This window comes from Pseudomonas sp. TE36184, from assembly GCF_054060055.1.
In genome coordinates, this window is sequence record NZ_JBSSCU010000001.1 from 4,667,119 (window position 1) to 4,679,338 (window position 12,220).

The following is a 12,220-nucleotide window of genomic DNA, read 5'->3' on the forward strand; positions in this document are numbered from 1 at the left end:
AAAATCCTTATGCAGAAGGGGAAATGTGTTGTTCTTCTTTGAGGCCCTGGCGCACCCGGTTGACCACGGTGTAGGCGAGCAGGGCGGCGACCAGCCACATCACCGTGTCGACCCAGCCGGCACCGAGCCAGCCCAGCGCCACGCCGCTGGCCAGCACGCCGAGGACGAAGGCCCGATCACTCTTGCCCATCGGCCCGTCGTAGCGCCGCGACGCGCCGACCATCGGCCCGAGCACCCCGGCGTATTCGCTGAACACTGCCAGTAAGGTCACCAGCAGCACCGGCGCCAGGCTGACGCCGGGGATCAACGCAAAGGGCAGGATCAGCGCGCTGTCGGCGATCACGTCGCACAGTTCATTGAGGTAGGCGCCCAGGCGCGACTGCTGGCCGAATTCGCGGGCGAGCATGCCGTCGATGGCATTGAGGGCCATGCGCAGGATCATCCACAGCGGGATCAGCGCGAACAGCCAGAGGTGTTGGGCGAAGCCGGCGATCAGCAGGCCGACCAGCAGGGAGATGACCCCGGCCAGCACGGTGATCTGGTTGGCGGTGGTGCCGTTGTCGTAGAGGCGCTGCACGAGGGGGCGCAGCAGGTTTTGAAAACGCGGTTTGAGTTGATAGATCGAAATCATGGGAGTGACGTTTCCTTGTCCGTAAGCCCGCGAAAAACTGGCCTGAAGTGTGCCGATTAATCGTGGCCTGCACCAGTGATGGCACGTGTTTATGGGGGGTTAGTCACGTTCCGGAGCGCGATGCAGAACAAATGTGGGAGGGGGCTTGCTCGCGATGGCGGCGGCCCCGCCAACCCATGTATCACCTGACCCACCGCCATCGCGAGCAAGCCCGCTCCCACAGTGGGTCTGTGTTGCAGGTGAATACGGTGTTTAACGAACAAAAATTTCACGCCATGTGTTATATCGTAACGAATTATGTGTGAACGGGCATGAGTGGATGCAAGTGGATCTAGAAGCTGACGGCGCTTCGGTTGAAGGACTGCCGCGTTTTCAGCAAGGGCTGTTCCATGCCCGTCGATTGAGGCAGGCCGGTATCAGCCTGACTGCGGTGGCTATCAGCGGCTGGGTGCTGGCGTTGTTCGTCGCGCTGTTCGCCCCGTTGTCGATCTGGCCGGTGGTGTTGATCAATTGCGCGTCTGCGTTGCTGGTGCTGGTGGCCGGGTTGCAGTCGGCGTGGTGGGTGGCCGATTGGCGTGCCCAGGCGCTGGAAGCGTCGGCACCTGAGTTACTCGAAGCAGAGAGTGAACCCGCTGGCTGGCAGGCGCGCCTGGTAGGGCGTTTCGGCAGAGGGTTGCTGGCCCAGATCGGCGCGCCGGTGTTGTGGCTCGGCGGTTGGTCGTTGTTCGCGCTGGTCAGCATTGTCGAGTTCTGGAACCTGGGCTTGCCCGCGGCAGCGGTCGGCCAAGGCGCAAGTATCGGCGCTGCGCTGGCCTTGGCATTGGCCTTTGGCCTGTTGGTGTTCGAGCGGCGCCTGGCCCAGGAAACCGCCGCGCAATGGCCGGAAGCCGCGCAGTTGGCGCAACTGAGCCGGGTGGCGATTGCGTGCCTGGTGATCAGCGCGATTTGCCTGCTGTTTGCCAGTGCCGGGTCGGTGTGGCCGCTGCGCCTGGCGACGCTGGTCGGGCTGTTGCCGGCGCTGGTCGCGCTGGAGTTTCTGTTACGGGCCGCGCTGTCACTGTTCAGCCCGCGCCAACCGCGCCTCGAACCACGCCTGATGGCGCAGAGTTTTGTCGCCGGGCTGCTGCGCTGGCCGCCGCAACCGCTGCAGGCCTTGCAGCACGAATTGCACAACCGCTTCGGCATCGACCTGCGCCAGATCTGGGCGTTTACCTACATGCGTCGGGCATTCCTGCCGGTGCTGCTGGTGGTACTGGCCGTCGGCTGGGCGCTGACGGGGGTGCATGAAGTGCCCCTGCAAGGCCGTGGGATTTATGAGCGCTTTGGCAAACCGGTGCAAGTCTTCGGCCCTGGCCTGCATGCCGGGTTGCCGTGGCCGCTGGGCCGCGTGCTGAACGTGGAAAACGGCGTGGTGCATGAGCTGGCGACCAGCGTCAGCGAAACCGCCAGCCCGGAACTCGCGGCGGCCGAAGGCCCGGCGCCGCTGATCGCCAACCGGTTGTGGGACGCCAGCCATGTGAATGACAAGTCCCAGGTGATCGCCAGCAGCCGTGGCGACAAGCAGAGCTTCCAGATCGTCAATATGGATGTGCGCTTCGTCTACCGTATCGGTCTGACCGACCAGGCTGCACTGGCCGCCACCTATAACAGCGCGGATGTGCCGACCCTGATCCGCAGCACCGCCAGCCGCATCCTCGTGCATGACTTTGCCTCGCGTACCCTCGACGAGTTGCTCGGCGAACAACGCACCGGCCTGGCCGACGAGATCGGCCGCGCCGTGCAAGCGGACCTGCATACACTCGACAGCGGCGTGGAGATTCTCGCCACGGTGGTCGAAGCCATCCACCCGCCGTCCGGTGCCGCCAACGCCTACCACGGCGTGCAAGCGGCGCAGATCGGCGCCCAGGCGCTGATCTCCCGCGAACGCGGCGCCGCCAGCGAACAAACCAACCAGGCCCTGCTGCAAGCCAGCACCGTCCGCGACCAGGCCCAGGCCACCGCGCACGAGGTCAATGCCGGGGCCCGGGCGGCGGACCTGCGTTTTGCCGCCGAACAAAAAGCCTACGCCAGCGCGGGCAAAGCCTTCGTGCTGGAGCAGTACCTCGGCCAGCTGACCCAGGGCCTGGCTCACGCCAAGCTGTTGATTCTGGATCATCGCCTGGGCGCCGACAGTGCGCCGACGATCGATCTGCGTTCTTTTACCTTGCCGGCCGATCCTTCGGTGCCGCGTAAAGCCGTTCAATAAGGAGTCTGTCTGTTGAGCGCTCATTCTCACGATCATGGTCACCACCACCACGGCCACCATCATCACCACCATGGTGACGAACAGCCCGCCGGCCCATTCCCTTGGCGGCGCATGGCCTGGGCTGTGTTGCTGGTGTTGTTTGCAGTAGCGGCCGCCAGCCTGGTGCAAGTGCGCTCCGGCGAAGCCACGGTGATTACCCGTTTCGGCAACCCGTCGCGGGTGCTGCTGGAACCGGGCCTGGGCTGGCGCTGGCCGGCGCCGTTCGAAGCGGCGATCCCGGTGGACCTGCGCCTGCGCACCACCTCCAGCGGTTTGCAGGATGTCGGTACCCGCGATGGCCTGCGCATCATCGTGCAGGCTTATGTGGCGTGGCAGGTGCAGGGCGATGCCGACAATGTGCAGCGCTTCATGCGTGCGGTGCAGAACCAGCCGGATGAAGCGGCGCGGCAGATTCGGACGTTTGTCGGTTCGGCGCTGGAAACCACGGCGGCCAGCTTCGACCTGTCCAGCCTGATCAATACCGACGCCAGCCAGGTACGCATCAGCGATTTCGAAGCGCAGTTGCGCCAGCAGATCGATCAACAATTGCTCACCACCTATGGCGTGCGCGTGGCGCAGGTGGGCATCGAGCGGCTGACCTTGCCGTCGGTGACGCTCACCGCCACCGTCGACCGCATGCGCGCCGAGCGCGAAACCATCGCCACCGAACGCACCGCCGTGGGCAAGCGTGAGGCGGCGCAGATCCGTTCCGCCGCCGAGCGCGATGCGCGCATCGTGCAGGCCGATGCCACGGTGAAAGCCGCCGACATCGAAGCGCAATCGCGGGTCGAAGCGGCGCAGATCTATGGTCGCGCCTACGCCGGCAATCCCCAGCTGTACAACCTGCTGCGTTCCCTGGATACCCTGGGCACCGTGGTCACCCCGGGCACCAAGATCATCCTGCGCACCGACGCCGCGCCGTTCCGCGCGCTGGTGGACGGGCCGAAGGACGTCCAGCCATGACCGAGCGTGACAGCCCGGACAGCCCGTGGATTCAGGCCGGGCGCCTGACGTTCATGGCGCTGTACGCGGTGACGGTGTTGGCCGCCCTGGCCTGGGCGTTTTCCAATGTGCGGCAGATCGACCCGCAGAATCGCGCCGTGGTGCTGCACTTCGGCGCACTCGATCGGGTTCAGAATGCCGGACTGTTGCTGGCGTGGCCGCAGCCGTTCGAGCAAGTCGTGCTGTTGCCGGCGGCAGACCGGGTGATCGAGCGGCGGGTCGGCAACCTGCTGCGTTCCGATGCCGCGGTGCAGGCCGATCGCGTGGCCAGCTTCGCCACGCCGTTGAGCGATGCCCTGGCCGGGTCCGGCTACCTGCTGACCGGCGATGCCGGCGTGGTGCAGCTGGATGTGCGGGTGTTCTACAAAGTCACCGAGCCTTATGCGTTTGTGCTGCAGGGCGAGCACGTGCTGCCGGCGCTGGATCGCCTGGTGACGCGCAGCGCCGTGGCCCTGACGGCGGCGCGGGATCTGGACACCATCCTGGTGGCGCGCCCCGAATTGATCGGCAGCGACAACGGCGCCGCCGAGCGCCGTGAACGACTGCGCGGCGACCTGGTGCAAGGCATCAACAAGCGCCTGGCGGAGTTGACCGCCAGCGGCTTGGGGGTGGGCATCGAAGTCACCCGCGTCGATGTGCAATCGAGCCTGCCGAGCCCGGCGGTGAATGCCTTCAATGCGGTGCTCACCGCCAGCCAGCAAGCCGACAAAGCGGTGGCGAATGCGCGCACCGACGCGGAAAAGCTCACCCAGACCGCCAACCAGCAGGCTGACCGCCTGGTGCAAGTCGCCCACGCCCAGGCCAGCGAACGCCTGGCCAACGCGCAGGCGCAAACCGCCACCGTCGCCAGCCTGGCCCAGGTCAAAGACCCCGGCTTGCTGTTGCGCCTGTACCGCGAGCGCTTGCCGAAGATTCTCGGCCAGGCCGGTTCCGTGACCACGGTCGATCCCAAAGACGACTCCCGCTTGATCATTCAGGGAGCCGAACAATGAGCGCACCCATGCTGACATCCGCCGAGCAGCGCAGCGCCGCCCGGCAATTGACCCTGGCCATGCTCGCCCTCGGCTTGCTCGTGCTGGGCCTGGTGTGGCGCTGGCTGGCGCCGGACCAGAGCGGCGTCAGCCAGTTGCTGCTCGGCGTGGCCTCGCTGCTGGTGGCCGTGCCGGTGATGCGCTCGGCCTGGTACAGCCTGCGTTTTCCCAGCCTGCATGGCATCACCGACCAACTCATCGCCCTGGCGATGCTCGGCGCGTGGGCCACGGGCGATCTGCTGACCGCCGCGTTGCTGCCGATCATCATGATCTTCGGCCATGTGCTCGAAGAGCGCAGCGTGATCGGCTCCCAGGAAGCGATCCACGCCCTCGGCAAACTGACCCGCAGCCACGCACGCCTGGTGCAGGCGGACGGCAGCATCAGCGAAGTCGACAACGGCACGCTGAACAGCGGCGACATCGTCGAAGTGCGCGCCGGCGACCGCGTGCCTGCCGATGGTGTGGTGCTGTCCGGCCAGGCCAGCCTCGACACGGCGCCGATCACCGGCGAGTCGGTGCCGCTGGAAGCCAGTGTCGGCGTGCAAGTGTTCGGCGGTGCGATCAACCTCGACGGGTTGTTGCGCCTGGAAGTGACGCGTACCGGCAACGAGTCGACCCTGGGCAAAGTCATCGCCCTGATGCAGAACGCCGAACGTTCCAAGCCGCCGATCACGCGGCTGCTGGAGCGTTACGCCGGCAGCTATATGGTGTTGGTGCTGTTGCTGGCGGCGGTGACCTGGTTTGTCACCAATGACGCCCAGGCGATGCTCGCGGTGCTGGTCGCAGCGTGCCCATGCGCCCTGGTGCTGTCGGCCCCGGCCACGGCGATTGCCGGGATCGCTGTGGCGGCGCGGCATGGGATTCTGATCCGCAGCTCGGCGTTCCTCGAAGAGTTGGCGGACCTGACCTCGCTGGTGGTCGACAAGACCGGCACCCTGACCTTCGGCACTCTGCGTCTGCAGTCCATCCAAACCACCGCGCCGGACCGCCAAGGGTTGTTGAACCTGGCGGCCAGCCTCGGTTCGGCCAGCAGCCACCCGGTCAGCCGCGCGTTGGCCGGGTTGGCGAGCCAGGAACAGCTGTTGGTGCTCACCGACATCCGCGAACGCCAAGGCCTCGGCGTGGTGGCCCAGACCGCGCAGGGCGAAGCGGCCTTGGGCCGGCCGGAGTTGTTCGAGCAGTTGGGCATCGTCACTACCCGCGTCCCCGACCATGATGGCCCGATTGCCGGGCTGGCGTTGAACGGTGCGTTCCTCGCCTGGCTGTTGCTGGCCGACAGCGTCAAACCGGAAGCCCGCCAGGCCCTGCAAGAGCTGCGCGACCTGGGCCTGGGGCGGCAACTGCTGCTGACCGGCGACCGCCAAAGCGTGGCCGACAGCCTGGCCCTCGACGTGGGCATCAGCGATGTCGAAGCCCAGGCGTTGCCGGAAGACAAGCTCAACCGCGTGTTGGGTGAAATCAGCAGCGGTTTCCGGCCGATGGTGGTGGGCGACGGCATCAACGACTCCCTGGCGCTCAAAGCCGGCGTGGTCGGCGTGGCCATGGGCGCGGGCGGTGCGGACATTGCGTTGGCCTCGGCGGATGTGGTGTTGATTGGCAGCGACTTGCGCCGCCTGGGCACCTGTGTGCGCTTGAGCCGACGGTGCCGGCAGACGTTGCAGGTCAACGTGATCATCGGCCTGGGCTGGACGCTGGCGATCGTGGTGTTCGCCGCGTTTGGCTGGTTGGGCGCCGCCGGCGCAATGATCGCGGCGGTGTTGCACAACCTCAGCACCTTGCTGGTGCTGGGCAATGCCGGGCGGTTGCTGCGGTTTCAGGAGCCGCTGTCGAAGCTGGAGGAATAAATTCCAGGTTTTTTTCGATGGCGCTGTAACGGCAAGGGGGCACCTCACTCTAGTGCTATGTCGCGACTGAGCATTCCGCTCAGCCGACCTAACCACGATTTATGAGGATGACCCCATGACCATCAAAAACGTCGTTTCCGGTGCTGCCCTGGCTTTCGCTGCCGCCGCCTTGTTTGCCGGTGTCACCACCCAGGTCCAGGCCGCCGACGCTCCGGTTCATTGCTACGGCGTAACCTCCTGCAAAGGCATGAATGACTGCAAGACCGCTGAAAACGCCTGCAAGGGCCAGGCGGTCTGCAAGGGTCATGGCTTCAAGGCCATGACCAAGGCCGCGTGCGACGCGGCCGGTGGCAAAGTCGGCGCGTAATCGGCCCCGCGTACCCCGCAGCGGTCGCCGTCACCGCTGCGGACACTTTTGCCCAGGAGTGCCTGATGTCTACATCCCTTCCGAGCCTGGGTTACGGCCTGGGTCTACGCAGTGAGTACTACCAGCAGATCCTTGAACAATCGCCGGCCGTGGATTGGTTCGAAGTGATCTCCGAGAATTACCTGGTGCAGGGCGGTAAAGCCTTGTACTACCTGGACGCGATCGCCGAGCGCTACCCGCTGGTGATGCACGGCGTGTCCCTGTCCATCGGCGGGCCCCATCCGCTCGATACCGATTACCTCAAGCAGCTCCAGCAACTCGCCGCACGCATCCAGCCGGCGTGGATCTCCGATCACCTGTGCTGGAGCCGCGGCAGCGCGCACCAATTGCATGACTTGCTGCCCCTGCCGTACACCGAAGAAAGTTTGTATCACGTGGCCAGTCGCGTGCTTCAGGTACAGGATGTGTTGCAGCGCCCGCTGGTGCTGGAAAACGTCTCCAGCTATGTGCGCGCCAAGGCGGATGAATTCACCGAGTGGGAATTCCTCAACGCGCTGACCCACTTGACCGGGTGCCAGTTGCTGCTGGACGTCAACAATGTGTACGTCAGCTCGCGCAATCATGGCTTCGATGCCTGGACGTTCATTCACAACCTGCCGCCGCAGAGCATCCGCCAGCTGCATCTGGCGGGGCATATGGACTACGGCGATTACGTGGTCGATACCCATGACCACCCGGTGTGTGATCCGGTGTGGGCGCTGTATCAACAGACCCTGGAGCACCTGGGCCCGGTCTCGACGTTGCTCGAGCGCGACGACCATTTCCCGCCGTTCGAAGACTTGCTCAGCGAGTTGGACAAGGCCCGGTCGCTGGGGGCGAGCGCCTTGCTCAGGAGAACGCTATGCGCCTGACGGATTGGCAGCGGGCTTTCGAAGAGCATTTATTAGCCGAAACGCCCGTGGCCGGTACTGGCTTTGCCGCCACCTTGCTGGGTGGTCCTACGCTGGATGTGGAAACCGGCCTGGCGATTTATCACAACGCCTACCTGTCGCGCTTGCAGGACGTATTACGGCAGGACTTCGGCGCCCTCTGGTATTGGCTGGGCGATGACGAATTCGCCTCGCTGACCGAGGCCTACGTGCGTCGCTATCCGTCCGCCCATTACAGCCTGCGCTGGCTGGGCGAGCGGTTTGCGGGGTTTATCCAGGAGCACCTGGTGGCTGAACAAAGCGCGCCGTTGGCCGAGCTGGCACGGCTGGAGTGGGCGTTTACCCTGGCGTTCGATGCGCCGCCGGGCACGCCGCTGACCCTGGACGACATGGCGCGACTGCCGCCGCCCGACTGGCCGGGCTTGCAGGTCACCCTGGCGCCGACCGTTCAGCAGATATTCTGCCGCTTCAATACCGTCGAAACCTGGCGTGCCGCCAAGGCTAAATCGGCCTTGCACGCCGGCCAGCCTCTGGACGCGCCGCAGGTCTGCCTGGTGTGGCGCGATCAGCAGATATGCCGCTACCGCAGCCTGGAACCCGCGCAAACCTGCGCCCTGGCGGGCATGGTGAGCACCGGCTGGTGTTTTTCAGAACTGTGCGAACGCTTGGCGGTCAGTCATGGAGAGGGTGCGCCCCTGCAAGCAGTCTCATGGCTGAAACAGTGGGTTCAGGACGGTTTGCTCGAACGCCGGATTCCATAAGCGCAGGTTATCAGATCGATAGCTTCCTACCCGGTCGTCGGATGGTCTACCCTCTTTCCAGACGTCTGAAACAAGGGGGGACTACTCATGCTCGCGCAACTTCCACCGGCCTTACAGAATCTTCAGCTACCGCTGCGTCTTCGACTCTGGGACGGCCATGAATTCAACTTGGGCCCTGAGCCCAGTGTGACCATCGTGGTGAAGGACCCCACGATTGTGTCCAAGCTTTCCCATCCCACGCTCGATTCATTGGGCGAAGCCTTCGTCGAGGGCAAACTGGAGCTGGAAGGCTCCATCTCCGAGGTGATCCGGGTGTGTGACGAGTTGAGTCACGCCCTGGTCGATGACGATGGGGGCAATCGTCCGGTGCGCTCGTTCCACGACAAGGCCACTGACGCAGCGGCGATTTCCTACCATTACGACCTGTCCAACGAGTTCTACCAGCTGTGGCTCGACCAGGACATGGCGTATTCCTGCGGTTATTTCGAAACCGGCAGCGAATCCATCGATCAGGCCCAACAAGACAAATTCCGCCACCTGTGCCGCAAGTTGCGCTTGCAGCCGGGGGAGTATTTGCTTGATGTCGGCTGTGGTTGGGGCGGGCTGGCGCGGTATGCGGCGCGGGAGTTCGGGGTAAAGGTGTTCGGCATCACCCTGAGCAAGGAGCAACTGGCCCTGGCCAAGGCACGCGTGAAAGCCGAGGGCCTGGACGATCAGGTGGACCTGCAACTGCTCGATTACCGTGACCTGCCCCAGGACGGTCGTTTCGACAAAGTGGTGAGCGTGGGCATGTTCGAACACGTCGGCCACGCCAACCTGGCGCAGTACTGCAAAACCCTGTTTGGCGCGGTGCGCGAAGGCGGGCTGGTGATGAACCATGGCATCACCGCCAAGCACACCGACGGGCGCCCCGTGGGCCGCGGCGCCGGGGATTTCATCGAGCGCTACGTTTTCCCCAACGGCGAACTGCCGCACCTGGCGATGATGACCGCCGAACTCAGCGAAGCCGGGCTCGAAGTGGTCGACGTGGAAAGCCTGCGCCTGCACTACGCACGCACCCTGGACCACTGGAGCGAACGCCTGGAAGACAACCTGGAAGCGGCGGCGAAGATGGTGCCGGCGCAGGCGTTGCGCATCTGGCGGTTGTACCTGGCCGGTTGCGCCTACGCGTTTGCGCGGGGCTGGATTAACCTGCACCAGATCCTGGCGGTAAAACCCCACGCCGATGGCAGCCACGAACTGCCGTGGACGCGGGAAGATATCTACCGCTGAAGCATTTTCCCACAGCCCCGCAGATCCAAGTGTGGGAGGGGGCTTGCCCCCGATTGCGGTGTGTCAGCTAGCGGATTGGGCACTGATTCACCGCTATCGGGGGCAAGCCCCCTCCCACATTTTTACCGCAGCGTCTGTTGGTGCAGCGGTGAAACACGCCGTGGGATCCGCATACTGGCGGTAAAACCCTTCGCCGATGGCAGCCATGAACTGCCGTGGACGCGGGAAGATATCTACCGCTGAAGCATTTTCCCACAGCCCTGCAGATCCAAATGTGGGAGGGGGCTTGCCCCCTCCCACATTTTTACCGCAGCGTCTGTTGGTGCAGCGGTGAAACACGCCGTGGGATCCGCATACTGGCGGCAAAACCCTTCGCCGATGGCAGCCATGAACTGCCGTGGACACGGGAAGATATCTACCGCTGAAGCATTTTCCCGAAGCCCCGCAGATCCAAATGTGGGAGGGGGCTTGCCCCCGATTGCGGTGTGTCAGCTAGCGGATTGGGCACTGATTCACCGCTATCGGGGGCAAGCCCCCTCCCACTTTTTACAGCAGTGTCTGTTAGAGAATCGGTGAGATAAGCCGCGCGACCCGCATGCCCAGTTGTTGTAGGCGGCGGGTTTCGCGGCTTTCTTCCTGGCTGACTTCATGGGCCAGGGCGAAGTCATCGAGCAGCATGTGTTCCACTTGCTGGGCGAAGGCTTCATCGACGGTCAGCAACATCACCTCGAAATTCAGGCGGAACGAACGGTTGTCCATGTTCGCACTGCCGATGGCGCTGATTTCGCTGTCGACCAACACCACTTTCTGGTGCAGAAACCCCGGCGTATAGCGGAACACCCGCACCCCGGCGCGCACCGCTTCGATCGCGTAAAGGCTGGAGGCGGCATACACGATGCGGTGGTCGGGCCGCGACGGCAGCAGCAGGCGCACGTCGACCCCGCGCAGCACCGCCAGGCGCAGGGCGGCAAACACCGCTTCATCCGGGATGAAATACGGGCTGGTGATCCACACCCGCTCGGTCGCGGCGTGGATCGCTTCGACAAAAAACAGCGAGCAGGTTTCATAAGGGTCGGCCGGGCCGCTGGCGAGCAATTGGCAGAGCACGCCGTTTTCGGGGTAGGTGTCCGGCAGGATCAGCGGCGGCAGTTCCCGCGCCGCCCAGAACCAGTCTTCGGCAAACGATTCCTGCAGGCACGCCACCACCGGGCCGGTGACCTGCACATGGGTATCGCGCCACGGCGCCAGCGGCGGTTTTTTGCCCAAATATTCATCGCCGACGTTATGCCCGCCGACAAACCCGGTGATGCCATCCACCACCACGATCTTGCGGTGGTTGCGGAAGTTGACCTGGAAGCGATTGAGCCAGCCGCTGCGGGTGGCGAACGCCTTGACCTGCACCCCGGCGTCGCGCAGCGTTTGTGCATAGTGAGAGGGCAGGGCGTGGCTGCCGATGCGGTCGTAGAGCACGTAGACGGCGACGCCTTGGGCGGCTTTTTCCTTCAGCAAGGCATGCAACTGCCGACCGAGCTCGTCGTCATGAATGATGAAAAACTGGAACAGCACGGCGGTTTTGGCGCGGCGAATTGCCTCGAAGATCGCGCTGAAGGTGGCGTCACCATTGATCAGCAAACGCACTTCATTATTCGCCAGGCACGGCATGCGGCCCAGCTTCGGCATCGCCCGCAAGGAGGCGTAGGCGCTGGAGTTGCGGGCGGCCAGGGCTTCCTCGACCCACGGGCGCCAGTTCAGCTCGTTGATCGCAGTGTGCATTTCCTGGTTGGCCTGGCGCCGCGCCTGGATGTACGCATCGAAGGTGCTGCGGCCGAAGATCAGGTACGGGATCAGCGTGAGGTAGGGTATGAACATCAGCGACAACGCCCAGGCAATCGAGCCTTGGGCGGTCCTGACGGTCAGCACTGCATGGATCGCGGCGAGCGTCCCGAGAAAATGCAGGGTGGCGATGAAGTAGGCGAGCAGGTGCGGGCCAAAAAAATCCATGGACGATGGTACTCCAGGCAATCCAGTGCCTAACAGACCATGTTCGGTCAGGAATGTCGCTATTTTATTTGCCGTGCAACACTGGCGCTTTTGTGGCG

10 protein-coding genes are annotated in these 12,220 nt (G+C 64.3%); 8 read left to right on the forward strand and 2 right to left on the reverse strand.

What is annotated here, in order from left to right:
• Positions 1–7: 7 nt before the first annotated feature.
• The gene (locus tag ACVWZP_RS20920) at positions 8–631 is read right to left on the reverse strand and encodes a CDP-alcohol phosphatidyltransferase family protein (protein ID WP_046381592.1); all 624 of its coding nucleotides are present in this window, start codon (positions 629–631) and stop codon (positions 8–10) included.
• A 319-nt stretch (positions 632–950) separates the two neighbouring features.
• Here ACVWZP_RS20920 and hflK (ACVWZP_RS20925) point away from each other — a divergent pair, with 319 nt between their 5' ends.
• The 8 genes from hflK (ACVWZP_RS20925) to cfaB all read left to right on the forward strand — a co-directional run bounded on the left by hflK (ACVWZP_RS20925) (position 951) and on the right by cfaB (position 10,121).
• A complete protein-coding gene (hflK, locus tag ACVWZP_RS20925) occupies positions 951–2,876 on the forward strand; it encodes a protease modulator HflK (protein WP_128192123.1) in 1,926 nt (641 codons plus the stop codon).
• Between the two features lie 12 nt (positions 2,877–2,888).
• Positions 2,889–3,878 carry a protease modulator HflC gene (gene hflC, locus ACVWZP_RS20930; protein ID WP_017850060.1) on the forward strand — a complete coding sequence of 330 codons (990 nt, stop codon included), beginning with the start codon at positions 2,889–2,891 and terminating at the stop codon, positions 3,876–3,878.
• Positions 3,875–4,909, forward strand: a complete 1,035-nt coding sequence (hflK, locus tag ACVWZP_RS20935; protein WP_169863634.1) for a protease modulator HflK — start codon at positions 3,875–3,877, stop codon at positions 4,907–4,909. The genes hflC and hflK (ACVWZP_RS20935) overlap by 4 nt, the downstream gene beginning before the upstream one ends.
• Positions 4,906–6,792 (forward strand): cation-translocating P-type ATPase, encoded by a 1,887-nt coding sequence (locus tag ACVWZP_RS20940; protein ID WP_046381595.1) that lies wholly within the window; start codon positions 4,906–4,908, stop codon positions 6,790–6,792. The genes hflK (ACVWZP_RS20935) and ACVWZP_RS20940 overlap by 4 nt, the downstream gene beginning before the upstream one ends.
• Before the next feature lie 115 nt (positions 6,793–6,907).
• Positions 6,908–7,159, forward strand: coding sequence for a BufA2 family periplasmic bufferin-type metallophore (bufA2, locus tag ACVWZP_RS20945; protein WP_046381596.1), 252 nt, complete (start codon positions 6,908–6,910; stop codon positions 7,157–7,159).
• A 65-nt stretch (positions 7,160–7,224) separates the two neighbouring features.
• A complete protein-coding gene (bufB, locus tag ACVWZP_RS20950; RefSeq protein WP_017850056.1) occupies positions 7,225–8,070 on the forward strand; it encodes an MNIO family bufferin maturase in 846 nt (281 codons plus the stop codon).
• The gene (locus ACVWZP_RS20955) at positions 8,061–8,849 is read left to right on the forward strand and encodes an HvfC/BufC N-terminal domain-containing protein (protein WP_046484311.1); all 789 of its coding nucleotides are present in this window, start codon (positions 8,061–8,063) and stop codon (positions 8,847–8,849) included. The genes bufB and ACVWZP_RS20955 overlap by 10 nt, the downstream gene beginning before the upstream one ends.
• An 87-nt stretch (positions 8,850–8,936) precedes the next feature.
• Complete coding sequence (cfaB, locus tag ACVWZP_RS20960) at positions 8,937–10,121, forward strand: C17 cyclopropane fatty acid synthase CfaB (protein ID WP_026140407.1); 1,185 nt, start codon at positions 8,937–8,939, stop codon at positions 10,119–10,121.
• 561 nt (positions 10,122–10,682) lie between these two features.
• Here cfaB and cls read toward each other — a convergent pair.
• Positions 10,683–12,122: a cardiolipin synthase gene (gene cls, locus ACVWZP_RS20965; protein WP_046484309.1), complete on the reverse strand. Its 1,440-nt coding sequence runs from the start codon at positions 12,120–12,122 to the stop codon at positions 10,683–10,685.
• Positions 12,123–12,220: the final 98 nt, after the last annotated feature.